25 protein-coding genes are annotated in these 24,789 nt (G+C 70.5%); 8 read left to right on the top strand and 17 right to left on the bottom strand.

The genetic code is table 11. From position 1 onward, the window contains the following. Window positions 1–612 (bottom strand): aldo/keto reductase (locus tag PSH25_RS32440; RefSeq protein WP_238662691.1); only part of this gene is annotated, 612 nt, incomplete at its 3' end. Between the two features lie 118 nt (window positions 613–730). Between PSH25_RS32440 and PSH25_RS32435 the strand changes: the two genes are divergently transcribed. Then, on the top strand, window positions 731–1,339 hold the full coding sequence (locus PSH25_RS32435) for a TetR/AcrR family transcriptional regulator (RefSeq protein ID WP_238662690.1): 609 nt from the start codon (window positions 731–733) through the stop codon (window positions 1,337–1,339). A gap of 11 nt (window positions 1,340–1,350) precedes the next feature. On the opposite strand, the gene PSH25_RS32430 is transcribed toward PSH25_RS32435, so the two are convergent. From PSH25_RS32430 to PSH25_RS32400, 7 genes are all read right to left on the bottom strand, one after another. Continuing rightward, on the bottom strand, window positions 1,351–2,232 hold the full coding sequence (locus PSH25_RS32430) for a TauD/TfdA dioxygenase family protein (RefSeq protein ID WP_238662689.1): 882 nt from the start codon (window positions 2,230–2,232) through the stop codon (window positions 1,351–1,353). Between the two features lie 17 nt (window positions 2,233–2,249). Next, window positions 2,250–3,029 (bottom strand): ABC transporter ATP-binding protein, encoded by a 780-nt coding sequence (locus tag PSH25_RS32425; protein ID WP_238662688.1) that lies wholly within the window; start codon window positions 3,027–3,029, stop codon window positions 2,250–2,252. After that, a complete protein-coding gene (locus PSH25_RS32420) occupies window positions 3,013–4,059 on the bottom strand; it encodes a taurine ABC transporter substrate-binding protein (RefSeq protein ID WP_238662687.1) in 1,047 nt (348 codons plus the stop codon). The genes PSH25_RS32425 and PSH25_RS32420 overlap by 17 nt, the downstream gene beginning before the upstream one ends. A 36-nt stretch (window positions 4,060–4,095) precedes the next feature. Next, complete coding sequence (locus PSH25_RS34085) at window positions 4,096–4,962, bottom strand: ABC transporter permease (RefSeq protein WP_238662686.1); 867 nt, start codon at window positions 4,960–4,962, stop codon at window positions 4,096–4,098. A 210-nt stretch (window positions 4,963–5,172) separates the two neighbouring features. After that, on the bottom strand, window positions 5,173–5,802 hold the full coding sequence (locus PSH25_RS32410; protein WP_238662685.1) for a VOC family protein: 630 nt from the start codon (window positions 5,800–5,802) through the stop codon (window positions 5,173–5,175). Between the two features lie 63 nt (window positions 5,803–5,865). Further along, complete coding sequence (locus PSH25_RS32405; RefSeq protein WP_238662684.1) at window positions 5,866–7,056, bottom strand: MFS transporter; 1,191 nt, start codon at window positions 7,054–7,056, stop codon at window positions 5,866–5,868. A gap of 99 nt (window positions 7,057–7,155) precedes the next feature. Then, window positions 7,156–7,296: a hypothetical protein gene (locus PSH25_RS32400; protein WP_238662683.1), complete on the bottom strand. Its 141-nt coding sequence runs from the start codon at window positions 7,294–7,296 to the stop codon at window positions 7,156–7,158. A gap of 47 nt (window positions 7,297–7,343) precedes the next feature. Here PSH25_RS32400 and PSH25_RS32395 point away from each other — a divergent pair, with 47 nt between their 5' ends. Then, window positions 7,344–8,027 carry an NAD(P)H-binding protein gene (locus PSH25_RS32395; RefSeq protein ID WP_274528260.1) on the top strand — a complete coding sequence of 228 codons (684 nt, stop codon included), beginning with the start codon at window positions 7,344–7,346 and terminating at the stop codon, window positions 8,025–8,027. Between the two features lie 78 nt (window positions 8,028–8,105). Here PSH25_RS32395 and PSH25_RS32390 read toward each other — a convergent pair whose 3' ends face one another. Beyond that, entirely contained in the window at window positions 8,106–8,990 is an 885-nt protein-coding gene (locus PSH25_RS32390) for a pyridoxal-phosphate dependent enzyme (protein ID WP_238662681.1), read from the bottom strand. A 64-nt stretch (window positions 8,991–9,054) separates the two neighbouring features. Continuing rightward, complete coding sequence (locus tag PSH25_RS32385; protein ID WP_238662680.1) at window positions 9,055–9,588, bottom strand: hypothetical protein; 534 nt, start codon at window positions 9,586–9,588, stop codon at window positions 9,055–9,057. A 254-nt stretch (window positions 9,589–9,842) separates the two neighbouring features. Between PSH25_RS32385 and PSH25_RS32380 the strand changes: the two genes are divergently transcribed. Beyond that, entirely contained in the window at window positions 9,843–11,057 is a 1,215-nt protein-coding gene (locus PSH25_RS32380; RefSeq protein WP_238662679.1) for a hypothetical protein, read from the top strand. Continuing rightward, window positions 11,050–11,631, top strand: coding sequence for a hemerythrin domain-containing protein (locus PSH25_RS32375; protein ID WP_238662678.1), 582 nt, complete (start codon window positions 11,050–11,052; stop codon window positions 11,629–11,631). The genes PSH25_RS32380 and PSH25_RS32375 overlap by 8 nt, the downstream gene beginning before the upstream one ends. A gap of 100 nt (window positions 11,632–11,731) precedes the next feature. On the opposite strand, the gene PSH25_RS32370 is transcribed toward PSH25_RS32375, so the two are convergent. Continuing rightward, the gene (locus PSH25_RS32370) at window positions 11,732–12,445 is read right to left on the bottom strand and encodes a GAF and ANTAR domain-containing protein (protein ID WP_238662677.1); all 714 of its coding nucleotides are present in this window, start codon (window positions 12,443–12,445) and stop codon (window positions 11,732–11,734) included. A 133-nt stretch (window positions 12,446–12,578) separates the two neighbouring features. Further along, the gene (locus PSH25_RS32365; protein ID WP_274528263.1) at window positions 12,579–12,737 is read right to left on the bottom strand and encodes a hypothetical protein; all 159 of its coding nucleotides are present in this window, start codon (window positions 12,735–12,737) and stop codon (window positions 12,579–12,581) included. Here PSH25_RS32365 and PSH25_RS32360 point away from each other — a divergent pair. Further along, entirely contained in the window at window positions 12,736–13,446 is a 711-nt protein-coding gene (locus tag PSH25_RS32360; RefSeq protein WP_238662676.1) for a DNA alkylation repair protein, read from the top strand. The genes PSH25_RS32365 and PSH25_RS32360 overlap by 2 nt on opposite strands. Here the strand turns inward: PSH25_RS32360 and PSH25_RS32355 are convergent. Further along, window positions 13,443–15,722 (bottom strand): LLM class flavin-dependent oxidoreductase, encoded by a 2,280-nt coding sequence (locus tag PSH25_RS32355; RefSeq protein WP_238662675.1) that lies wholly within the window; start codon window positions 15,720–15,722, stop codon window positions 13,443–13,445. The two genes, PSH25_RS32360 and PSH25_RS32355, sit on opposite strands and share 4 nt — an antisense overlap. A 144-nt stretch (window positions 15,723–15,866) precedes the next feature. On the opposite strand from PSH25_RS32355, the gene PSH25_RS32350 reads away from it, so the two are divergent. Further along, window positions 15,867–16,391: a MarR family winged helix-turn-helix transcriptional regulator gene (locus tag PSH25_RS32350; protein ID WP_238662674.1), complete on the top strand. Its 525-nt coding sequence runs from the start codon at window positions 15,867–15,869 to the stop codon at window positions 16,389–16,391. Between the two features lie 73 nt (window positions 16,392–16,464). Here the strand turns inward: PSH25_RS32350 and PSH25_RS32345 are convergent, their stop codons facing one another. After that, entirely contained in the window at window positions 16,465–17,292 is an 828-nt protein-coding gene (locus PSH25_RS32345) for an SAM-dependent methyltransferase (protein ID WP_238662694.1), read from the bottom strand. A gap of 385 nt (window positions 17,293–17,677) precedes the next feature. Between PSH25_RS32345 and PSH25_RS32340 the strand changes: the two genes are divergently transcribed. Both PSH25_RS32340 and PSH25_RS32335 read left to right on the top strand, forming a co-directional pair. Next, window positions 17,678–18,529, top strand: coding sequence for a hypothetical protein (locus PSH25_RS32340; RefSeq protein ID WP_238662673.1), 852 nt, complete (start codon window positions 17,678–17,680; stop codon window positions 18,527–18,529). A gap of 176 nt (window positions 18,530–18,705) precedes the next feature. After that, on the top strand, window positions 18,706–20,391 hold the full coding sequence (locus PSH25_RS32335; RefSeq protein WP_238662672.1) for a cellulose binding domain-containing protein: 1,686 nt from the start codon (window positions 18,706–18,708) through the stop codon (window positions 20,389–20,391). 78 nt (window positions 20,392–20,469) lie between these two features. On the opposite strand, the gene PSH25_RS32330 is transcribed toward PSH25_RS32335, so the two are convergent. The 3 genes from PSH25_RS32330 to PSH25_RS32320 form a co-directional block, all read right to left on the bottom strand. Next, window positions 20,470–21,762 (bottom strand): phosphodiester glycosidase family protein, encoded by a 1,293-nt coding sequence (locus PSH25_RS32330; RefSeq protein ID WP_238662671.1) that lies wholly within the window; start codon window positions 21,760–21,762, stop codon window positions 20,470–20,472. 105 nt (window positions 21,763–21,867) lie between these two features. Continuing rightward, window positions 21,868–22,878, bottom strand: a complete 1,011-nt coding sequence (locus tag PSH25_RS32325; RefSeq protein ID WP_238662693.1) for a LacI family DNA-binding transcriptional regulator — start codon at window positions 22,876–22,878, stop codon at window positions 21,868–21,870. Window positions 22,879–22,990: 112 nt separating this feature from the next. Beyond that, the gene (locus PSH25_RS32320) at window positions 22,991–24,718 is read right to left on the bottom strand and encodes an IlvD/Edd family dehydratase (RefSeq protein WP_238662670.1); all 1,728 of its coding nucleotides are present in this window, start codon (window positions 24,716–24,718) and stop codon (window positions 22,991–22,993) included. Window positions 24,719–24,789 lie beyond the last annotated feature (71 nt).

Genomic DNA, 24,789 nt, shown 5'->3' with positions numbered 1-24,789 from the left:
CCCGATGCCCAGCTCCCGCAGCGCCGGCAGGATGGTGGCCTCCGGGCCACGGGAGAGCAGCGAGTACTCGATCTGGACGTCGCTGATCGGCGCCACCGCCGCGGCCCGACGGATGCTGTCCGCGCCCACCTCGGAGAGCCCGATGTGCCGGATGTAGCCGGCCTGCTGCATCTCGAGCAGCGCGCCCACGGTCTCCTCGATGGGCACCTGCGGGTTGAGCCGCGACGGCCGGTAGATGTCGATGTGGTCGGTGCCCAACCGCCGCAGCGAGTACGCCAGCCGGTCCTTCACCGCCGCCGCCGACACGTCGTACGGTGCCGCCTGGAACCCGCCGTCGGGGGTACGACGTGCGCCGAACTTCACGCTGAGCACCACCTCGTCGCGGCGACGCTCCCGCAGCACCCGACCGATCAGCAGCTCGTTGTGACCCGACCCGTAGAAGTCCGCGGTGTCGACCAGATTCACACCGGCGTCGATCGCCGCGTGCAGCGTCGCGATGCTCTCCGCCTCGTCGGCCGGCCCGTACAGGTCGGACATGCCCATCGCGCCGAGCCCGATGATCGACACCTCCGGCCCGGAGGCACCCAACCGTCGCCGTCGTAGACCCGTCATGTTCCTCGTCTCCTTCGGTCGTCGTCGCGGCGCGTCTCGTGGAGTCCGCGCACCGCTGTGTACGCTGTGTCCATATAACCATCCAGTAGACAGCGTGTCCATATCACCGGGAGGACCAGTGGCCGAGCTCACGCCGGAGACCCAGACGCCAGTGCGCCGTGGTCGCGGCCGTCGCCCCGCCGACCAGGTACGCGCGGAGATCCTCACGGCCGCCGGTGAACTCCTGCTGGCCGAGGGCATGGCCGGCTTCACCATCGAGAAGGTCGCGGCCCACGCCGGAGCCAGCCGGATGACCATCTACAAGTGGTGGCCGTCCAAGGGAGCGCTCGCCCTGGACGGCTACTTCACCGTCGTCGCGCCCACCCTGGCCTTCGCCGACACCGCCGACATCGTCGCCGACCTGACCAACCAGCTCGTCGCCTTCGTCCACCTCGTGCGGGACACCACCGCCGGGCGGGTCATCAGCCAGCTCATCGGGCAGGCCCAGACCGACCCGGAACTGGCCGCCGCCTACCGCGAGCGCTACTCCGGCCCCCGTCGCGCCCTCGCCGTCGAGACCCTCACCAGGGCCATCGCCCGTGGGCAGCTACGCGCCGACATCGACCCCGAATCCGTCGTCGACCAGCTCTGGGGCGCCTGCTACCACCGGCTCCTCATCGCCGACCTGCCGCTCACCGAGGACTTCGCCCGCACCCTGGTCGACAACCTCATCCGCGGACTGCGGTGACCGGCCAGCGGTCAGGCCCCGGCACCCCGCCACGGATCGACCGGGCCCCGCGGGCTGTCGCCGCGCAGGGTGATCCGGTGTACGACCCGGCGCGCGCCACCGTAGTCGCGGTTGGCGTAGTGCGCGGTACTGCGGTTGTCCCACATCGCCACGTCGCCGGGCCGCCACCGGTGTCGCACCAGGTGCTCCGGCTTGGTGAGGTGCGCGTAGAGAAGGTCCAGGATCGCCCGACTCTCGGCCTCTGACACCCCGACGATGTGCGAGGTGAAGCCGGGGTTGACGAAGATGCCCCTGCGACCGGTCTCCGGGTGGACGCGCACGACGGGGTGCTCCACCGGTTCCAGTCGGGTGACCACCTCGCCCTCCCAGACGTTGCCCCGACCGCCACGGCGCTGCGCGAGGTAGTAGCCGAACTCGCGGTTGCCGTCGTGCACAGCGACCAACTGGTCCACCAGCCGCCGCACCGGCTCGGCGAGCGAGTCGTACGCGAGTTGGCTGTCCGCCCAGGTGGTGTCGCCACCGGTGGGTGGCAGCGTCACCGCGCGCAGGATCGAGCCGAGCGGTGGCCGGGCGACGAAGGTCACGTCGGTGTGCCACACGTCGGCGAAACCGTTGTCGGCGCTGTCCAGCGCGTACACCTCGGGGTGTTTCTCGTCGACGCCGCCGACCACGGGGTGCGAGGCGGTCAGCTCGCCGAGCCGGCGACCGAGGCGTACCTGGCCGTCGTCGTCGAGGCGTTGGTCGGCGAAGAACAGCACCTTGCGCTGCACCAACGTCGCCCGTACCGCGGCGAGTTCCGCATCGGTCGCGCCGTGCAGGTCCAGGTCCCGTACCTCGGCCCCGAAGTGCGGCCCGAGTGGTTCCAGTGCCAGTTTCACGAGGGTGTCGGTCATGACGGTGCCCTTTCGTTTCAGGCGGCTGCGGCGCGTACGGCGTGGCCGATGGTGGCGCGCAGGGCCGCGTACTCCGGTGAACCCCGCAACTCGTCTGGTTCGACGCCGGTGCGGGGCAGATCGACGTCGAGGTCGAGGGCCACCCGACCGGGCCGGCGGGTCAGGACGATGACCCGGCTGCCGAGGAACACGGCCTCGTCCACGCTGTGCGTGACGAACACACACGTACGGCTGGATTCCGCGCTGACCTGGCGCAGGTCCTCCTGCAGTCGCTCGCGGGTCAACGCGTCGAGGGCCGCGAACGGCTCGTCGAGCAGCAGCAACGGGTTGTCCACGGCCAGTGCCCGCGCGATGGCCACCCGCTGCTGCTGGCCGCCGGAGAGCTGCCAGGTGCGCCGGTGCGCGACGTGCGGCAGGCCGACCCGGTCCAGCAGCGCGGCCACCCGACGGGACCGCTCCGGACGGGAGACACCGGCGTAGCGCAGCGCGAGCCCGACATTGCCGCCGACCGTCTTCCACGGCAGCAGCCGTGGTTGCTGGAAGACCAGGCCCGCGTTACGTCCCGGCACCGGTGGCCGGCCGGCCGCGGTCACCGTGCCGGCCGTCGGCCGCTCGAAACCGGCGATCAGTCGCAGCAGCGTCGTCTTGCCGCAGCCCGAGGCGCCCACGATCACCAGGAAGGCGCCCGGCGGTACGCGGAGGTCGACCGGGCCGAGGGCGGTGACCGCCGCCGACCCGCTCCCGTACGTGTGGGTGACGTCGCGGACCTCGACCGCGGCGTCAGGGTTGGAGGACATTCGGCAGACCCCTGGTGTAGATCGCGGCCTCGAACACCGACCGGTCCGGGATAGCGTCGATCTTCTTCTGCCCTTTGAGGAAGACTGCCGCGTTGTACAGGTTCTCGGCCAGCGCGCCGACCTTCTCGGGCGAGCCCAGCCACTCGGGGCTGGCCAGGTCGGCGGGCTTGAGGAACACGCCCTGACTCAACTGGTGCCGGGCCGCGGCGGTGTCCAGGTTCAGCTCACGACCCACGGCGGTCGCCGCGGCGGTCGGGTCGCTCGCGATGAGGTCGAGGGCCTGCGCCTCGGCCTTGCGCCACGCGTCGACAGCCTCCGGGTGCGCGTCGGCGAAGGCGGTGGAGACCACGCCGAGATCCAGGGTGGGCTTGCCGGCGGTGGCCAGCTCCCGGCTGCTCAGGAGCACCTTCCCGGTCTTCTTCAGCGCGTCGAGCGATGGCAGCCAGGAGTACGCGGCGTCGAGGTCACCCCGGGTCCAGGCGGCGAGGATGTCCTGCGGCTCCAGGTCGACAAGGGTCACCTCGCTCTCCTTCACTCCGGCCCGCTCCAGGGCGGCGAGCAGACTGAAGTGCGCGGTCGACGCGAACGGGGTGCCGATCTTCTTGCCCCGCAGGTCGGTGATGCTGGCGACGCCGGCGCCGTTGCGGGCCACCAGCGCCTCGTTGTCGCCGGCGACGTCGAGGACGAAGGCCACCTTGTAGGGCAGGTTCAGGGGCGCCGACAGACCCCGCGCGACCGGGCTGGAGCCGATCGCGGCGATGTCCACGCTGCCGGCCGCGAACGCGGTGTTGATGCTCGCGCCGGAGTCGAACTTCGTCCAGGTGATCGTGTAGTCCGGCAGCGCCTTCTCCAGCAGTTGCTGGTTCTTCACGATCAGGTCGCCGCTCGGGAACGCCTGGTAGGCGAGCCGGATGCTCTTGCGCTGCGGATCGCCACCGCCGCTGGCGGCGCCGTCGCCGCACGCCGCGAGAGGTACGGCGGCGGCGAGCAGAGCGGTCGCGATGAGGATTCTGGTGATCGGTCTACGCACGGGACGCCCATTTCTGAGAGGGGTAAAGAGCGCGGGTCAGCTTCGACCGCGCCAGGGGACGAGCCGGTCCTCCGCGGTGCGCAGCAGGGCGTCGATGAGGAGGCCGGACAGGCCGATGGCGAACAGCCCGAGCACCACCACGTCGGTCTGCGAGTACCGTTGCGCGTCGCGGACCATGCCGCCGATGCCCGGTACGCCGTTGATGGTCTCGGCGGCGACCACCGACGAGTACGCGATGCCCACAGCGAGCCGGATGCCGGTGAAGATCTCCGGCAACGCGTGCGGCAGCACCACGTCGCGGGTGACCGCCCAGCGGCCGCCGCCCAACGCCCTGGCCGCTTCGACGAGGGTGGCGGGCGCGGCCTTGACGGCGGAGGCGGTGGCGACCGCGACCGGGGGCAGCGCGGCGATGGACAGCAGCCACAGCTTCGGCGTCTCGTCGATGCCGAACCAGATGATGAACAGGCTGAAGTACGCCAGTGGTGGCAGCGCGCGGACGAAGGTGACGACCGGCTCGGTCGCGACCCGCACCCAGGCGACGGTGCCCATCACCAGGCCGAGCACCAGCCCGGCCGCCACGCCCACCACCGAGCCGATCAGGATGCGGCGCAGACTGACGCCAAGGTGCTCGACCAGCAGGTGACCGCTGTAGCCGCGAACGCCGTCGTGGGTGGTGGAGGTCTGCACCAGGCGGTCCCACACCGCCCCCGGTGACGGTATGAACGTGGGGTTGTCGGTCAGCACCGCCAGGAGCTGCCACAGCGCCAGCAGGGCCACGAGGGAGACGACGCGAAGCGCGACGCGTCGCCACCAGCCGGCGTGCCGCTGCGCGCGCGGCGGGCGTGTCGGTGGTGCGGCGCCGTTGTCGGCGGCCACGGTCTGTACTGCGGAAACAACGGTCACGGCCTCTCCCGATCACTATGACCTACTATTCCTACAGCTTTGGTGGGGTATCCACAAGGGTCGTCCACTGCGTGGAATCCCGACGCCGGTCACGGCCGCCGACGCCCGGCGGGCAACTCGCGCACATCGCCCCCACGAACAGCGCTGCCGGCGAGTCATGTGACTCACCGGCAGCACGTCGATCGGTTAGGTCCTACGCGTCGGCGCAGGTCACTCGGGCGGCTTGGCCCCCGACTGCTCGCTGACCATGTACGCCGCGTACCAGTCGGGCCAGTTGTCGTCATGCTCGCCCGTGCGTTTCTCGTGCTCACCGTGCGCGGCGGCCGCGCGCCGAAGCGCGCTCGCCAGGTCGCTCGTGGAGCCGAACGACGTGAGGCCACCCTCGATGCGCCCGGGAAGGCGGGTCGTGATCTCCTGCATCAACCAGGTGTTGCCGTCCGGGTCGCGCAGCGTGGCGCGCGAGAAGTAGCTGCGCCGCTGCGGGTCCGGCCCGTCGACCGGGCCGTTCGGGCTGACGTGGAAGACGTCGCCGACCTCGACACCGGCGGCGACGAGGGTGTCGTGGGCCGCCTCGATGTCGGACACGATCAGGTACGCCATGGCCGAGCCGGGAGCCGCCGGCGTGAGCCCGGGGCCGAACTGTACGGAGCACGCGGAGCCGTGCGGCGTCAACTGGACGATGCCGGGCGGGGTCTGGTCGAGCCGCCACCCGAGTCGTTCGTAGAACGCCTTCGCCCGGTCGACATCCGACACCGGGATGACGATCACCTCGAGTTTGACGTCGAGGCTCTCGATGCGCGACGTCGCACTCGCGTCGCCCTGGGCCACCTTCGGGCTCATTGCTTCCCCTTCCTGATCATCACGCTACTGCTTGCGTTCCTGCTCGGCGCCGGCTTTCCGGCATCAGCCCGGCGCCATCCTGGTGGCCCTGCGCACCCCCAGCAGGGCGACCAGGGCCAGGAGGATCACGGCGACGGAGTACTCGTCGGCGGTCCGTGGCAGGCCGCCGGCGTAGACCACGAGGAAGCCGGCGATCACCGTGGGGAGACCGAAACCGACGTAGCAGACGACGTAGAGCACGGACAGCACGCTGGCGCGTTGGTGCGCCTCGACCAGCGGCATGACCGTCTTGAGGCTGCCCTGGAAGCCGCTGCCGAAGCCGACGCCCCCGAGCGCGAGGCCGACGAAGAAGCCCGGGATGGACTGCGCCATGACCGACACCACCGTGACGACCATGCCGAGGATCAGCGCGACGATGCCGGTCAGGATGACGGTCCGCGCGGCGGTGTTGCGCTGTACCAGAACGGCGATCGACCCGAAGACGGCGAAGACGAAGAGGACCAGACCACCGATCACGATCGAGGTGTTCATGAGGCTGCGGACGAGCGCCGGGCCGAGCGCGCCGAAGAACCCGGCCAGCGCCCAGACCGCGAAGAGCACCGGAACGACGACCAGGACCGGTCGGCGCACCGAGCGGGGCAACGTGATGTCCGGCCGCAGACTGCGTCGCGCCCCTGCCATCGGGGTGACCGTCTCCGGCATCAGCGCGACCCCGACGGCCTGGATCAGCAGGATCACCAGGAGTACGACGTACACCAGTCGCGTCGGCGCGGGCAGGAACTGGATGAGCAGCGCCGAGAGCAGCGCCCCGCTCCCGGTTCCGATCCCGGGGGCGATCGAGTTCGCGAGCGTGCCCCGGGCCCGGTCGATGTCGAGCATGGCGGCGCCCACGGCGCCGGTGGCGGCGCCGGCAGCCAGCCCCTGCACGAGGCGGGCGACCAGCAGGGCCGCGACACCGTTGGCGAAGATGAAGACGACAAGCGCGAGCATCTGCACCGCGATCGCGACGGCCAGCACCGGCCGCCGACCGACATGGTCGGACAACCTGCCGAACGTCAACAGCGACGCCAGCACCGCGAGCGCGTAGACGGCGAACACCACGGTGGTGGTGACCGGCGAGAAGTGCCACCGCTCCTGGTACACACCGTAGAGAGGGGTCGGGGCGGCCGACGCGGCCAGGAACGACACCAGGATCGACGCCAGCAGCACCAGGGAGACCGTCGGTGTGAGTCGGGCCCGCCCTGCGATAGGCATGTCGGTGCTCCTCGGCTGCGTGAAAAGCGGTCAGCCTGGGCGTTCCGCCGGCCCCCCGGGCCACGGCGGCGTACCCGGTTGGCGCCGGCACATGCCAGCTCAGCCCTCGGCGTCCTGAACGGTCGCCGGAAGGCTCGCCACACCACGGCCCAGCGCGTCCCGAAAGTCGCGGTACCGGTCGGGGCCGAGCGTGTCGGCGAGCTTCTGCTCGATCAGGCGCACGAAGCCCACGTCGCGCACGCCGACGGGGTCGAGTACGTCGTCGGAGACCTGGACCGCCCACCACGCTGACTCCGGCGTTCGAGGGCGTGACGACGCTGTGGCTGCTGATGCCGATGGGCCCGCTGGCGCCGAGCCAGAGCATGAACGCGGTGTGGGCGGCCCGGCAGGCCGGCGTGCGGCACATCGTCCGGCTCTCCGCGATCGGCGCCGCGCACGACGCGCCCACCCGCAACGGCCGACTGCACGCCCTCTCCGACGCGGAGCTACAGGAGTCGGGCATCCCCTGGACGATCCTGCGACCGAGTCACTTCATGCAGAACCTGCTCGGCGCCAAGGCCGGCGAGCACCTCTACGGCCTCTTCGGTGACGCGCGGGTCGGCCTGATCGACGCCCGGGACATCGCCGCCGCAGGGGCAGCGATCCTCGCCGCGCCGCAGCAGCACGAGAGCATGATCTACACGCCCACCGGCCCGGAGAGCATCATGCTGGACCAGGCGGCCGACGAGATCGCCCGTACGCTCGGCCAGCCGGTGCGCTACGTGCCACAGCGCCCGGAGCAGACACGCGACGGCCTGCTCCAGGTCGGCCTCGACCAGTGGTCGGCCGAGGTCCTCGCCGAGTACCGGGTCGCCTACGGCTCCGGGTGGGGTGATTTCACCAACGACCATGTCGAGCGGATCGTCGGCCGACAGCCGCGGACCTTCGCCGAGTTCGTCCACGATCACCGCGAGCACTTCGCCAGCGTCTGATCCGTCGACAGCTCGGCTCGGTGCCCTCCGGCGCGATCCCGCCCGTAGGGCACCGCCGTGCGTGCCCGGCCGGTGCCCCTACAACTCGGGGTGACCGAAGAGTCCCGGCAGCCCGCCGGTGTGCAGAAAGACGACCCGGTCGCCGTGCGGGAAGCTGCCGGCCAGCAGCGCCGCCATCGCCCGACCGGTGTACGTCGGGTCCAGGAAGACGCCCTCCGTACGCGCGGTCACCTCCAGCGCCACCCGGACGGCGTCGGTGAGCGTCCGGTACCCGGCACCCACCTGGGTGCCGTCGATCCGCAGCGCCTCCGGCTCCACCTCGCCGACGAGCAGCCCGGCGACGGTCGCCCGAGGGTCCGGCAGAGCGCCGACATCCACGCCGATCACCCGCTCCGCGCCCAACTCCCGCACCAGGCCGGCCATCGTCCCGCCGGAGCCGAGCGCCGTCACGACCTCGACCCCGTCAACGGTGGGCAGCTGGGCTCGCAGCTCCCGACCGCAGTCCACATAGCCCTGGGTCGACGCGGGTGAGGTGCCGCCGAACGGGATGACGTACGCCGATCGTCGCTCCGCCTCGACCGCCACCACCTCGGCCAGCGGACGGTCTGCGCTCCAGACGATCTCCGCGCCGGCGAGCCCGTCGAGCAGCAGGTTCCCGCGCCGGTTCTCCGGGGGCGCACCGGCGAGCACCAGCACGCAGGAGAGGCCGAGCCGCGCGGTCGCGGCGGCGGTGAGCCGGGCGTGGTTGCTCTGCGGCGCCCCCGAGGTGATGACCGTGGTGGCGCCTTCGGTGATCGCCTGCGCGCAGGCGTACCGAAGCTTGCGGATCTTGTTGCCGCCCCCGCCGAGGCCGTTGAGATCGTCACGCTTGAACCAGAGCTCGGCCAGCCCCAGCCGGGCGGCGAGCCGGGGCGCGGCCTCCAGCGGCGTCGGCCACGTACCGAGGGGAACGGGTGTGATCATCCGTGCAGCTAAACACGCCGCGGCCCCACACGCGGCTTCCTGGCCGTCGGCGGTTCCTCCGCGGCTATGCCCGACGTGCTGCCGCCCGGGGCAGCGGACCGACGTCTGCGTGGCGGCCGGGACGGAGCGCCGCGTGCCGCTGCCCGGGGCCCGCTCCGTCGCGGGCGGCGAGCGCGTCGGCCACCGCTCCGGTGGCAAACGCGTAGATGGACTTGTGCAACACGTCGATGGCGAGTTCGGGGCGGGGCCAGGTCGGTGGGGGCGCCCCCACGCCGGTGGCGTTCTCCAGGATCTGGTCGTTGGTCAGGCGCACCGCCGTGAACATCGTCGAAGCCCAGGCGCCGCGCAGCCCGGCCTGCGCCATGACACTGCGCAGCACGCCGACCAGCGCGCCCTGGCCGTAGTGCATCGCCAGGTTCTGCCATCGGGGCTGCTGCCCGGAGGATTCCGGCAGGCCAGTCAGCCTGGCCAGAACCCGAGCCGGCACGTAGGAGTCGGGCCGTCCGGTCACCCGCTGTTCGATCTTCTCGGCGGCCGTCATCACCACCGCCCCGGCCAGACCCGCCACCACTCCCTGCCACACCGCTCGCTTCAGCATGGCTCAGCCCTACCCACCGGTCCGGCACCCACACCCGCAAATCGTCATCGGACCGCGTTCCGGACGACTGCCTGGTTTGCCACCGTTCGGGGTGGGTACCGGGCGATCGGGTCAAGACATGCGCCCTCCAGTGGTCAGCCCCGCCGTGGCTCCGCGACGTCCCCGTCGCGGAGCGCAGACACGTCAACCCCTCGGCCCCTCCGTCGCCGCTCGACCCTAGGCGGCACGGCCACCATCCCCCATGAAGGAGAGGCATGTTCAATCCGCTCGACCACAAAGGAATCCCACTCGAGAACCAGATCCGTAACTGGCGTGAGCTGAACGTCGATCCGATCGACCCGGAGGCGGTCGACCCGTACACCCGGTGCCGGATCATCACGATGAACGGCATCGAGATCGAGGCGATCAACTTCCAGCACCAGTTCGCCCGGAACTGCCCCGACCAGGAGGTCCGCCGACAGCTCGCCTACGTCCGGTACGTGGAGAGTCAGCAGCAGCGGGTGGTGAACTGGCTGCTTCCCGGCGTCGCCAGCGTGCTGGAGACGACGCTCGGCTACGAGCAGGTGGCCGTCGACCTCACCGCCTGGGTGGCCCGCCACGAACCCGACCCCTATCTCAAGCAGGCGTACGAGTTCGGTGTGCTGGAGGACTTCGACCACCTGTACCGCTACGCCAACCTCTACGAGATGGTCGAGCGATGCAAGGCGGAGAAGATTGTCGACGGGCTCACCGAGGTCATGCCCGGCCGACCGACGGTCCAGGAGCACCGGCATCCCTTCGACGAGGTCCGCACCCCGTACGACCGCAACTCGGTGGACCCGCGCTCGAAGCTGCACGCGCTGACGATCCTCTCAGCCGAGCAGCAGGTGATGTTCTACTACATGAACGTCGGCCCGCAGTACATGGAGCCGATCGCGCGTCAGCTCTACCAGGAGATCAGCCTGATCGAGCAGGAGCACGTCACCCACTACGAGTCACTGCTGGACCCGGGCGAGAACTGGTGGGAGCGGCTACTCACCCATGAGTACAACGAGTGCTGGCTCTACTACTCCTTCCTGCAGCAGGAGAGCGACCCCCGGATCAAGGCGGTGTGGGAGCTGCACCTGCAGATGGAGTTGGCGCACCTCCAGCAGGCCGCCGACCTGCTGCGTCGGCACGACGGCCGGGAGCCGGAGGAGGTCGTCGGCAGTGTCGGCCTTCCCGAGCCGCTGACCTTCGAGCCCAACAAGGACTACCTGCGCCACCTGTTGGCCACCCAGATCGACCTGACGAAACTCGGCGAGGGCTACGTCCGCGAGGCGCACGAGCGCTTCGAGTGGATGCAGCAGCAGCTGCACGACGGCCAGCAGCCGCCGAGCGAGCAGGTCATCGACATGCACCGGGAACGCTTCGGCGACGAGTACCGCATCGAGACCGAGGGCCCGCACCCGATCGAGACGCTTCGCGCCGAAGGAGGCAGCCATGCCTGACACCGGCGCCCCGGCCACCCCCGGCCCCGAGGAGGACGTGGTCGACCTGCTGCTCGCCCAGCACGCCCAGATCGAGCAACTCTTCCTGCTGGTCATCGGCGGCACCGGCGACACCCGACGGGACGCCTTCGACGACCTCGTCAAGCTCCTCGCCGCGCACGAGACCGCCGAGGAGGAGGTCGTCCACCCGCTCGCCCGGACGTTGCCGGGTGGGGGTGGTGACGCGATGGTCGACGACCGGCTCGACGAGGAACGGCAGGCGAAGGAGACCCTGCAAACCCTGATCGAGGGTGGCGTCGACGCCGACGGCTTCGACACCGGCATCGTCCTGCTGCGCGACGCCGTGCTGCTGCACGCCCGGCACGAGGAGCGCTATGAGTTCCCCCGGCTTCGCCAGCACGTTCCGGTCGAGCGGCTTCGTAGCCTCGCCACGGCCGTCCGGGCGGCGGAGGCGTCCGCGCCGACGCGGCCACATCCCAGCGCGCAGTCCGCGAAGGGCAACCTCGCCGCCGGACCGGTGCTGGCGGTCATCGACCGGGTACGCGACGCCGTACGCAAGCCTTCGGAGAGCTGACTGGCATCAGCCGGGCAGTCGCCGTCCGTGCGACCTGCCGACAGGGCCGCCCGCCTCGTGCGGGCGGCCCTGTCGCATGCCGCTGACAGTCAGGGCGCACTCACCCCTGAGTTTTCTCCGCCGCCTGGGCGACCAGGGTCTCCGCGACCTCGCGCACCTTCCGGTTGGTGTCCTGCGAGATCTTCGACAGCAGCGCGAACGCCTCCTCCGGCGAGCACCGCCGGCCCCCCATGATGATTCCTTTGGCCTGCTCGATCACCGCCCGGCTCCGCATCGCCTCCTGCATCTGCGCCGCCTGCGTGGCGGCGTTCTCGTACAGGTGCGCGTTGGCCAGAGCCACCGCCGCGTACGCGGCGAAACCCTGCGCGCTGGCGATCGAGGACAGATCGAATGCGTGCGCCGAATCGCTGTAGACGTTGAGCGCCCCGACCACCGACCCCTGGATGGGAAGCCCGATGGAGAGGGAACTCCGCACCCCGGCGGCGCGAGCGGTCTCCGCCCATGCCGGCCAGCGCTCTTCGACGGCCATGTCCGGCACGGAGATGGTGTCACCGCTGGCGGAGGCATCCAGGCAGGGGCCCCGGTTCTGCTCGTACTGCCACTCGTCCAACTGGCGGGCCAACTCGCCGGTGAATGCGCCGGTCCAACCGACCCGACCCCGGACCAGAGTGACCGTCACCTCCGTCGTCCCGGGAATGCTCTCCTTGGCGAGTTCGGCGATCCGGAGCAGCATGTCGTCGAGGCTGACCTCGTCGAGTCTGACCCGGCCCAGCTCGGCCATCGCGTCGGCGGGATCCATCGTCGGCTGTGTCATCGCAGTGCGCCCTCCTCGATCGGCGTTCGCCGGAATGGCAACTTCCGGCCTTGCCGGCACCTCGTCAGATGCGCGGCAGCTCCGCTCCGGGGCGGTTGTCAGCAATCGTGGTCCTACCCCCTGAGTCACCCAGTCACACCCTGCTGAGGGACGGGCGGCCCGCGTTCCGGCTCGACCAGGGATGGATGAAGCCACCGTAGAGCCCGGGCTCCTGCCAGCTCGTCAGCTGAACCTTCTCCGCCGCCGCCCAGGCCGCCGGGGACGGCTGACCGGCGGTAGCGTGGTCGGTCATGGCCACCAGCGTCGACGTGCGTCGGGAACTCGCCAGCCTCGCCGATCCACGTCGAGCCGAGGCGTCGAGCCGGTTCCTCCAGATGGTCCCCGGCGGGTACGGCGAGGGCGACCGGGCCCTCGGTGTCTCCGTGCCCGAGCAGCGCAGGGTGGCCGCCCGGTTCTGGCGCGACCTCTCGCTGACCGAGACGACGACGCTGCTCACCGGTGGCGCGCACGAGGAGCGGCTGACCGCGCTGCTCATCCTGGTGCGGAAGTTCACCAGGGGCGACGAGCGGGAACGGGGTCAGATCTTCGACACCGTCCTGGCCAACACCGGCAGCATCAACAACTGGGACCTGGTCGACTCGTCCGCGCCGTACGTCGTCGGCCCCTGGCTGATCGACCGGGACCGCAGCGTCCTGGACCGGTTGGCCCAGTCGAGCCTCGTGTGGGACCGGCGCATCGCCATCATGGCGACCTTCGCCTTCATCAGGGCCGGTGACTTCGAGTGGACCTTCCGACTCGGCGACCGGCTCCTGCACGACCCGCATGACCTCGTCCGGAAGGCGGTGGGCTGGATGCTGCGCGAGGTGGGCAACCGGGACAGAGCGGCGGAGGAGGAGTTCCTCGCCCGCCGCTACCGGGTCATGCCACGGGTCATGTTGCGGTACGCGATCGAGAAGTTCGAACCGCAGCGTCGCCGCGAGTACCTGTCCGGCGTTCTCTAGTCGACCGGCCCAGCCGGTGGGATGGGGAAGTTCCGGTTGAAGACGTTGTCCGGGTCGTAGGTGGCCTTGATGGCGCGCAGCCGGCCGAGGGTGGGTTCGGGCCAGGCATCCAGCAGTCGAGCCGGGTCGGTGTCGCTCTCGAAGCTGAGATACAGGCCGTCGAGATGCGCGTACAGCTCGGCCCAGAGCTTGTCGAGCTGGGGCCGGCGGTCCGGGACCGTGGCGGCGAGCACCGAGAAGTTCTGCTCCCGGTGCGGGTAGGCGGTCGCGTCGCGGGCGACGTCGTTGACCGCCCCGCCGACGGACCGGAGCTGCATGATCATCACGTCGCCGGAATGGATCATGTGCTCCATGAGGTCGGCCGCCTGCGGTGTGACGTGGTGCAACAGACCGCTGCGGGTGTCCTTCAGACCCTGCCCCCGATGCTGGTTGCCCGGCGGCACGACGATCGCCGGGTACGGCACGAGCTGCGCCTGCTGGTCGAGGATCGGCCCGATTTCCAGGAACGGGCTCAGGGCGGACTGCGCCGCCTCGACGTCGTCACCGGCGTAGACGAGGGTGACCTGGGCAGCCGGCGGGTTGCCACGGCGGCCGGGAAAGAGGGAGAGGAAGCTGGTCAGCTCCCGTGGCGCGTCCTCGACGAGCTGGCCCCACCGGCGCAGCAGCTGGGCGGTGTCGGTCGCGTCGGCGACAAGCTGGGCGTAGACGACGTTGTCGACCTCGTACGCCTCCAGCTCCAGCGCGGTGACGACACCGAAGTTTCCACCGGCGCCGCGGACGGCCCAGAACAGGTCGGGGTGCTGCTCGTCGTCGACGCGCAGCAGACGGCCGTCCGCGGTGACGATCTCGGCGGCGACGACGTGGTCGATGGTCAGGCCGTGCTTGCGCGCCAGGTATCCGACGCCGGCGGTGGTGGCGAGACCGCCGACGCCCACGTCTCCGTAGTCACCCGAGCTCATGGCCAGGCCGTACGGGGCGAGCGCCTGGGCCACGTCACCCCACCGGGCACCCGGCTCCAGCCGCACCCGGCGGGTCGCCCGGTCGAGCACCTCGACCCTGTTCATCCTCGACATGTCGATGACGACTCCCCCGTCGTTCGTCGACCGGCCGCTGATGCCGTGCCCGCCGCTGCGCACCGACAGCGGGACCTTCTGCGACCGGGCGTACGACACGGCGTCGACCACCTCGGCGGCGTTCTGCGGGCGGATCACCAGGGCCGGCGATCCGTGCCAGCTGTAGGTGTGGCGCACCCGCTCGTACTCCGGATCACCGGGTTCCACGGACCGGGTGGCCAGCGACGCGGGCAGCGCGTCGTAGTCGAGACCAGGGTGCCGCGCGGCCAGCGCGACGGTCGTGCGGACCGGTCCGGTGCCGGCCTCACCCCCGGCGCGCTCCTTGGCGACCGCCTCCCGCAGCGCGGGGGCGATCTCCTGCCCGAGGGTCTGGATGAGGCGTGGGTCGTCGCGGCCGATCAGGAAGGTGCTGAACCCCTCTTCGAGGACCAGGGGAAGGAGCTGGTCGACCCACTGCTCGACGGGCCCCTGCAGGAAGCCGCGGCTGCGCGACGAGACGTCGACCTTGAACAGGTTGAGCAGCCGTCGGATCTCCCGAGGCTCACGGCCGGCGGCGACTGCCGCCTCGTCGATGAGCCGGTTGGCGGTCACCCGGTCCGGCGATCGCAGGTATTCCAGCGTCGGCAGCCAGCCGTTGGCCTTCTGGCCGGTCAGGGCCAGCATCTTCGGCTGGTACGCGCCGAGCCAGATGTCGATGTCGTGTGCCGGCTTCGGGCCGCGCTGCATGCCGGGTACGGGGTAGTACTCCCCGTCCAGCCGCAGCGGCCCGTCGACGGTGTCGTCCCAGACGCCGCGTAGGAGGTCGATCGCCTCCCGCAGGGCCGCGACCCCCTGACCCGCGGTCAGCCGACGTGCCCCCATGCCCTCGATCCCGTCCCAGAACGCGCCGGCGCCGAGGCCGAGTTCGAACCGGCCGTGCGACAACCGGTCCAGACTCGCGGCGGCCCGGGCCAGCACGGCCGGCGGGCGCAGCGGCAGGCTGAGGACGTTCCCCGAGATCCGGAGCCGTTCCGTGCGGGCTGCCACCCAGCTCAGCAGGGTCCAGGTGTCGAGGAACTCCGCGTTGTACGGGTGGTCCTGGAACGTGACCAGGTCCAGCCCCGCCGTCTCGGTCAGCTCGGCCAGCGCCACCACCTGATCCGGGTCGTGCACGCTCGGCGTCAGGAACGACCCAAACCGGAGTTCGTGCCCGTAGTCCGACATTGCCTCACCATCCCCGAGATTGTTTGATCAACCCATCATGTTTTGCGCCTATCGTCTGTCTGACAACCTATCTTCACGGCCAATCATTCCTGGGCTGCCGCGATGTCGGATGATGATCAACCTGCCGGCCACTAGCATCGGAACATGTCCGTGACCGACCCCTGCGAGCTGCCGGCCGACCGCAAGCGCGGCTCGAACTTCGGCTGGTCGCTGGGCATGGTCCTGCGCCGCTGGCACGAGCGCGTCGAGGAGCTGCTGAAAGACCTGCCGCACGGCAGTCGGGGCTACCACATCCTGGCCGTCGTCGTGCACGAGGAAGTGCCCACCCAGGGCGCCCTGGCCGCCCGGCTGGCCATCGACCGCAGCGTGCTGACGTACGTCATCGACGACCTGGCGAACGCCGGTCTCATCGAGCGCCGGCCTCACCCCCAGGACCGGCGGGCCCGACGGGTCGTGGCCACCGAACGCGGACGTCAGACGCTCGCCGAGGCCGAGCGGCAGGTCGCCCACGCCGAGGACCACGTGCTGGGCGGGCTACCCGAGGAGCAGCGCGGGCTCTTTCGCGGGCTCGCCGCCCGGGCCGCCGAAGCGATCCACGCCGCCGCACCCGCCACGGACCCCTGCGTGGCGGTGCAGAGCGTCCTTCCTCCGTCCGAACAATCCGGCTGACCAGCCGTACCGCACGCCGACGTTCGGCACCAGGACGACCCGCCCTGGTGCCGAGCGCCGCCGGGAGACAGCCTCAGCGCTTGCGGCCCACCCCGCCGAAGGCGTCGATGTCGGCAGGCGTGTCGACCGCGTCGTCGGGTCGCCACTGCGGGCACGGCACGACGCCGGGCTCGACCAGCTCCAGGCCGTTGAAGAAGCCGGCGATCTCGCCGGGCGAGCGCAGGGTGTACGGGGCCGCTCCGCTGTCGTTGTAGTCGTCCTGTGCCTGCTGCATCTCGGCGCTGATCAGGCTCGTGCCGTCGTTCAGGGAGAGGTAGCTGCCGCTCGGCAGCGCCGCCAGCAGTTCCCGGGTGATCGAACGGGCTGTCCCGTAGTCGGGCACGTGACCCATGACGCCACTGAGGATGAGGCCGATCGGCTGCGTGAAGTCGAGCGTCTTGCCGGCCTCGGCGATGACCGCGGCCGGGTCGTGCAGATCGCCGTCGATGTAGGCGGTCCGGCCCTCGGCCGTGCCCACCAGCAACGCGCGGGCGTGCACCAGCACCAGCGGGTCGCTGTCGACGTAGACGATCCGCGCGTCCGGCGCGATCCGTTGGGCCACCTCGTGGGTGTTGTTGGCGGTCGGCAGCCCGGTGCCGACGTCGAGGAACTGGCGGATGCCGGCGTCGGCGGCGAGGAACATGATCGAGCGGACCAGGAACTGCCGGGAGGCCCGGGCCACGTCGACCACGCCGGGGAAGACCTGGCGATACTGGTCCCCCGCCTCGCGGTCGACAGCGAAGTTGTCCTTGCCACCGAGCCAGTAGTTCCAGATCCGCGCCGAATGCGGCACCGACGTGTCGATCTTCGGCTGGGCGCCAGCCTCACCGGCATCGGGCCGGCCTGTCGTCGGTGATTCCATGGTCACGGCAACCCCCCGTATCGAACGCGTACGCGACGTCGTCGCGGGACGGCCCGGTGTCGAGGAAGCGGCCACCCGTGACCGTGCCACGGTATAGAAGGCCGAGGATCCACACCACACCCGGTCACTCCACAACAGACGGCCTCACCGCGAAGCAGGGCCGACACCATCCTCAACGCTGCCCGGCCCGACGCCGACCGAACGGTGAGTGCCGCACGGTCCGGCCGCTCCCTCCCGCGAGGGAGTGGCGTCCCCTGTCAGCGGGGTCCGCCCGCCGCGGGACGCCGGAAGGATCGGGTGCATGGCGACATCACCATCGATCGTCGGTCGGTCCGTCCACGGCCTGACGTACGCAGTGCTCGGCTGGGCCGTGGCATACAGGGGCGTGCGTCTGGCGTGGACGGTCGGCGAGGCTCCGCAGTTCGGGCGGCTCGGGATGGACCTGCTCGGTTTCACCGGCTGGTGGTCGGTGGCGTTGTGTGCGGCAGCAGGCGGGCTGGCGGTTGCCCTGGACCGGGTGGCGACCTGGCGGCCGGCGCTGGCGGGGCTCGCCTGGACGGTCGCCGGAGCGCTCGTCGCGGCAGCCGCGATCCTGCTGCCGGAGCTGGTGGGCTTCCTGCTGTTCACCGTCGGCCCGTTCTTCGACCCGCTGGCGTTCGCCAGCCGACTCGGTTGTGTCACCGGAGCGGTCCTGCTCGGCCTGACCACCGCGCGCTACCAGCGGCGCACCCGGGGCGACTGCCCAGACTGCTGCCGGACGGTCCGACCGGGTGCGCGACGCTCGGCGTCCGCGCGGTGGGCGCGCTGGGCCGCGTACGCCGCGGTGGGCGGTCTCGTGACCCGCTTCGCGGCCCAGTTCGTGGTGGGGTTCGACCGCGTCGACCAGAACGCCTCCCTGCTCGGGTTGGAGATCGGCCTGGTGCTGGCGGGTGGGCTGTTGCCGCTGGCGCTGGTGCACCACTGGGGTGAGGTCTGGCCGGGGTGGGTGCCGCTGCTCGCCGGCCGCACGATTCCTCGTGCGCTGCTGCTGGTGCCCGGCTTCGGGCTCGGCGCGGGCATCGTGGCCTACTTCGGCATGGGGATCGTGCAGGTGTCGTCGGGCTCGTACAGCGAGTTCTCCGACGCGTTCCTGTGGGTGGCGATGTCGGCGTACCTGGTCATGGGACTGGGCCTGGTCGTCGCGTCCACCGACTACCACCTGCGCACTCGCCGGCAGTGCGGCACCTGCGGCCGGTGACGGCGCCACTGATTGTCGGCCGACTGCATTGACAGGAATCGTTGGACGAATTAACTTTCTGGAATCAGCATCCTGGGAGCGCTCCCAATCCTTCCGTCGCCCACACCATCGCTGAATCTCGCCGCAGACGAGCCCTCCCGAGGCGTGGAAGCCACCACCACTTCAGGAGGAGTTTCATGAGAAGAAGAAGAGTGACCAACACCGCCCTGGTGGCGGCCGGCGCCGTCCTACTGGCATCGGCAGCGGTCGCCGTGGCGGCACCGGCGGGGGCCGCGGCCGCCGGCTGTTCGGTCAACTACAGCGTGTCGTCGCAGTGGCAGGGAGGCTTCGGCGCCAACGTCACCATCACCAATCTCGGTGACGCGGTGACGAGTTGGACGCTGACCTGGCACTACGACGCCGGACAGACCGTCACGCAGGCGTGGAACACGACGCTGACCCAGAGCGGTGCCGCAGTCACCGCCAAGAACGTCAGCTACAACGGGGCCATCGCGACCAACGGGACGGTCTCGTTCGGATTCAACGGCTCGTCGACCGGCGGCAACCCCGATCCGACCATCTTCGCGTTGAACGGGGTGGCCTGCACCGGCGGCACGGAGCCGACTCCGCCGCCGACGACTCCGCCGCCGAACGGGCCGGCGGACATCACGGTGAACAGCGCGACCAGGTACCAGACGGTCGACGGCTTCGGGGCCGCGCAGTCCATCTGGGGTAGCGCCTGGTCGACGGCCGACACCCAGACGCTTGTCGGGATGGGCGCCAACCAGTTGGGTCTGTCCATCGTGCGGACCGGCCTGTCGCCGGTCTCCAGCGAGTGGGCGACGCACGTGAACTCGTTGAAGACGGCGAAGTCGTACGGGTCCAACGTGAAGATCCTCGCCTCGCCGTGGACCGCGCCAGCGGCGTGGAAGACCAACAACAGCCGGGTCAACGGCGGCAAGCTGAAGACCGACTACTACGACGACTACGCCAACCATCTGAACAGCTACGTGCAGTACATGCGTGGCCAGGGCGTACCCGTCGACGTCACCTCCGTGCAGAACGAGCCCGACTGGCACCCGGACTACGACTCGATGGATTGGAGCGGCACCGAGCTGCGCACCTTCGTCCGCGACCAGGGCACCAAGGTGCAGAACACCAAGCTGATGGTCGCCGAGGCGGTGAACATGAACTACGGCTTCACCGACCCGACCCTCAACGACGCGACCGCCCGCAACAACATCGGCTACGTCGGTGGGCACCTCTACGGCACCGAGGAGTCGGGCCGGCTGCGGCCGTACTCTCTGGCCGAACAGCACAACAAGCCGGTGTGGATGACCGAGTGGAACCTGCACGCCGCCGACGGTGGCGGCTCCAACATCTGGGGCAACCCCGCCAACGCGGCGGTCTGGAACGAGACCCTCGACGACATCATGCGCACCGTGCACAAGTCGATGGAGGCCAACTGGAACGCCTACATCTGGTGGTACGGCAAGCGGTACTACTCCTTCATCGGCGACGGCGAGGCCGCGTTCGGCACCACGGCGGGCGCTCCGCTCAAGCGTGGGTACGCCTTCTCGCAGTACGCGAAGTACGTCCGCCCCGGCTACCAGCGGGTCGCCCTGACGAAGAGTTCCAAGGCCACGCCGCTGGAGGTGACCGCCTACCAGGGGGACGGGAAGATCACCCTGGTGATCCTCAACCGCTCGAACAGCGCGGTCAACAACGCCGTGATCCAGGCCCCGCAGAACGTCAGCCGGGCCGAGCACTACCTCACCTCGCAGAACGCCAACGCGGCCAGCCAGCCGACAACCGTGAACGGCGGTCAGGCCACCATCAGCGTCGGTGCCCGCAGCATCTCCACGGTGGTGTTCACCCTCTGAGAACTCCGCTCGGCCTTGCCACGGTCGGCGTCGCGGGTGCCCCAGCCACACGCTGGGGCACCCGCTTGCCAGCGACGGTCAGTGCCCGCCGTGGTAACGGCCTTCGACGTAGACGAGCGCGTCGCCGACAGCCCGCTCGACTCCGCTGGGGTGGTTGACCAGCGCGCCCTGAGCGGCCATGGCGGTCGAGCCGCCGCCGTCGAGGTTGACCGCGTCGGACATGCCGAGTGCCTGGGCGACGGCGGCGGTCTCGTCCAGCGTGGCGCCGACGCTGGTGGTCTGGCGACCGTCGATGGTCGCGAGCACGACCTTCCCATCCCGGGTGGTGCCGGCGATGGTACGAGGGTTGCGGGCGAAGAAGCTGTCGGATCCGCCGTCGGGCACGACGACCTGGCCGTCCGCCGTCAACGGGTACCGCCCGTTCACGCCGAACAGTCCGGGCCGCAGCGGAAGCTTCCGCCCCCGCTGATCGGTCACCGTCGAGGTCAGGTCCAGGCATCCCCGGCCGGCCACCGCGAGCAGACCGCCGGCGTCCCGCCCGGTGGCCTGCAGCGAGGTCTGGCCCGCGGCGAGGGTGGTGCCGCGGGTCGTCGCGGTCCGCACCACACAGCCGAGGCGATTGAGGACGACCTCCACGCCGACGCCCGTCGGAGTGGCCGAGTCGAACTCGGAGGTGAACCGGACAACATCGCCGGGCTCGGTGCACGCGCTCTGGTCGGCCAGGGCGGTGCAACCGGCCGGGACGACCGGTGGGTGGTTGATGAACTCCAGCGGCAGGACGGCCCGGGTCTGCCGGTTCCGTACGCTGCCCGACCAGGTGAGCTTTCCGGTGAGTGCGCGGTTGGTGGTGGCGTCGACGACGAAGTTGACCTCGCCGGGCTCGGTGGTGGGTTCACTGAGCAGCTTCCCGCCGTACAGGCCCAGGCCCACCGGGTCACCGGGGTAGAGCGGGCTGGCGGTGAAGGTGAAGAAGGAGGCATTGACGCCCGCCAGGGCACCGGCGTCGCGCACGAGATCGGTGGTCTTCTCGACCTGGCCGAGGTTCGGGCCGTACGTCGCCTTCAGGTGCCCGCCAGCCCGACGCGGGTCGATGGTGAGCACATTGACCACCCACGGGCCGCGACCTGTGGTGTTGATCTGGTCGGCCGGGGCGGGCTCGGTCCCCCGCACGATGTGGGTCAGGGTCACGCCGTCGGCCAGGATCCGGCTGGTGGTGACCTCCGTCAGGTCGGCGTCGCCGATCGGCAGGATGTCACTGGCGGCGTCGGCGCGGGCACCCGGAACGACACCGAGCGCCACCGCGGCCAGCGTGGCGGCAGCGACCGCACCGGCGCGGCGCAGGCCGGAGAGGCCAGGAGTGGAAACAGTCATGCCCTGAGCCTTCCGATGGAAAAGAAGCACGCACCGGACAGAACCTGACAGCTAGTCGAATTTCGGTGAAAGGACTTATCGGACCACTCAACCGGGAGGGTCGGATCAGCCAGCGCCGGAGAGGGCGTTGCCGGCCACCGGCGGCGGCGCCGTGCTCTGCCGTACCACGAGCTTGGGAACGACCAACGGCAGGCGCTGCGGCACCGTGTCGTCGATGGCCTGGGTGACGGCGGTGATGGCCCGCCGACCGACCGCGTCGAAGTCCTGCTGAATCGTCGTCAACGGCGGAATGAGGTAGGGCGCCTCGGGGACGTCGTCGAATCCGACGACGGAGATGTCCTGTGGCACCCGCCGTCCACGCTCGTGCAGCGCACGCAGCACGCCGATGGCCATCTGGTCGTTGGCGGCGAACACCGCGGTCGTCCCGCGCATGGCACCGATCCGCAGCCCGGCGAGGTAACCGCTGTGCGCTCTCCAGTCGCCCTCGACCGGCTCCGGCGGGCGCAGGCCCGCCGCGCTCATCGCCTGACGCCAACCTTCGAGGCGGGCGCGGGCCTCCGCCCAGTTGAGCGGGCCGCTCACATGCACGATCTCCCGATGCCCGAGGTCGAGGAGGTGCTCGGTGGCCATCCGGGCGCCGAGCACCTGGTCGACGCCGACGGTCACGCTGGCCCTGGACAGATCGCCCTCCACGACGACGAAGGGGACAGTCGAGCGCGTCATCCGCACCACCTCGAGCGCCTCGTCGTTGCCGGCGATCATCACGACGCCCTCCACGCCGACGCGCATGAGGTGTTCGGTGGCGTCGCTGAGCGCGCGTACCGTCACCTCGGAGAGGCTCACCGAGGTGGCGAAGTAGCCGGCCGCGCGGGCGGCGTCCTCCACGCTGCGATGGATGCTCGTCGGACCGAACAGCGTCCTGGCCGTGCCGATGATGCCGATCATCCCGGAGCGTCCGCGAACCAGCGCACGGGCGGCCGTGTTGGGGCGGTAGTCGAGTCGTCGAATGGCCTCGAGGACCCGCTCCCGCGTCTCGCGCTTGATGCTGGGCGCCCCGTTGATGACCCGGGACACCGTCTGGTGTGACACGCCCGCCAGGCGAGCGACGTCCGCCATCACCGGTGGCCGGTCGGCCGCTGTCACAGCGGCCTTTGCGTGAACTCGCACTGGCGGGCCGTCCGTTCTTCCATGGAGTCAGTTCCTCGTGGGCCTCGTCCGAACGTGACCGTCAGTGTGAGTGACGGGGCACCGCGCTGCCGCTGCCACCGACGAGAAAGTCGAGGTCCGCGCCGCTGTCGGCCTGCAGAACGTGCTCGCTGTACAGCCGTACCCAACCCCGGTCGGCCACCGGCTGCGGAGGCTGCCAGGCGGAGCGGCGTCGGGCTAGTTCCGCGTCGTCGACCAGGAGCTCCAGGCGGCGCGTCGGGACATCGACGGAGATCAGGTCACCGGTGCGGACCAGCGCGAGCGGACCACCCACGGACGCCTCCGGTGCCACGTGCAGGATGCAGGTGCCGTAGCCGGTGCCGCTCATCCGAGCGTCGGAGATCCGCACCATGTCCGTGATGCCGTCGGCGAGCAACCGTCGTGGCATGGGCACGTTGCCCACCTCGGGGAAGCCGGGGTAGCCCCGTGGTCCGGCGTTGCGGACCACGATCACCGTGTCCGGGGTGACGTCGAGGCCCGGGTCGTCGGCGGCGACGACGTAGTCCTCGATGCGGTCGAAGACGAGCGCCGGGCCGGTGTGCGTGAGGAGCTGCGGGGAGGCCGCGGAGACCTTCAGCACCGCCCCGGACGGCGCGAGCGACCCGCGCAGCACCACGGTGCCCGAGCCGGCGGGCTGGAACGGCTCCTCCAGGGTGCCGATGACCTCCCGGTTCCAGCACTGGGCGCCGTCGACGTTCTCCGCCACGCTCCTGCCGCTGACGGTGACGTGGTCCATGTGCAGCAGCGGGGCGAGCTCCTTCATCACCACCGGGAGGCCGCCCGCGTAGGCGAAGTCCTCCATCAGGTACTTCCCGGACGGCATGAGGTTGACGAGCATGGGCACGTCGGCGGTGAGGGTGTCGAAGTCCGCCAGCGACAGGGGGACGCCGAGGCGTCCGGCGATGGCGAGCAGGTGTACGACGGCGTTTGTGGAACCGCCGATCGCGGCGTTGACCCGGACGGCGTTCTCGAACGCCTGCCTGGTGAGCACCGAGGACAACCGTTGGTCCTGTTCGACCATGGCGACGATCCGGCGTCCGGCGGCGTGCGCGAGCGCGTACCGCCGGGAGTCGACCGCCGGCACGGCAGCCGCCCCCGGCAGTTGCACGCCCAGCGCCTCGGTCACACAGGCCATCGTGGAGGCGGTACCCATGGTCATGCAGTGGCCCCTGCTGCGGGACATGCCGACCTCCGCCTCGGAGCAGTCGGCCGCGGTCATCCGACCGGCCCGCATCTCCTCGGTGAAGCGCCAGACGACCGTGCCCGAGCCGATGTCCTGACCGCGGAACTTGCCGTTGAGCATCGGGCCGCCGGTCAGCATCAGGGTCGGCAGGTCGACGCTCGCCGCTCCCATCAGCAGGCCCGGGGTGGTCTTGTCACAGCCGGAGAGCAGGACCACCCCGTCGAGCGGGTTGGCGCGGACCGACTCCTCCAACTCCATCGCCAACAGGTTGCGGTAGAGCATGGTCGTGGGTCGCATCAGCGGCTCGCCCAGGCTCATCGCCGGGAACTCCAGCGGCAGGCCCCCGCTCTCCCACACGCCCCGCTTCACCGATTCGGCCAGGTCGCGCAGGTGGGCGTTGCAGGGGGTCAGCTCCGACCAGGTGGTGGCGATGCCGATCACCGGGCGACCGTCGAAGACGTCGTCCGCGAAACCCTGGTTGCGCATCCAGGACCGATGGATGAACCCGTTGCGGCCTTCCGCACCGAACCACTGCCCGCTGCGCAGCGGTCGATTCGTCGTCGACATCAGCACACCTCTCTGTCATCCGTCCGGCCGCACCCTGTGCGGCGATCAATGCGCGTGTGGTGGATTGGCTG

It is taken from the genome of Micromonospora foliorum (genome assembly GCF_022229015.1).
GTDB classification, from domain to species: Bacteria; Actinomycetota; Actinomycetes; order Mycobacteriales; family Micromonosporaceae; genus Micromonospora; species Micromonospora foliorum.
The sequence above is the reverse complement of the archived record's forward strand: the minus strand, read 5'-3'. Positions and strand labels throughout refer to the sequence as shown.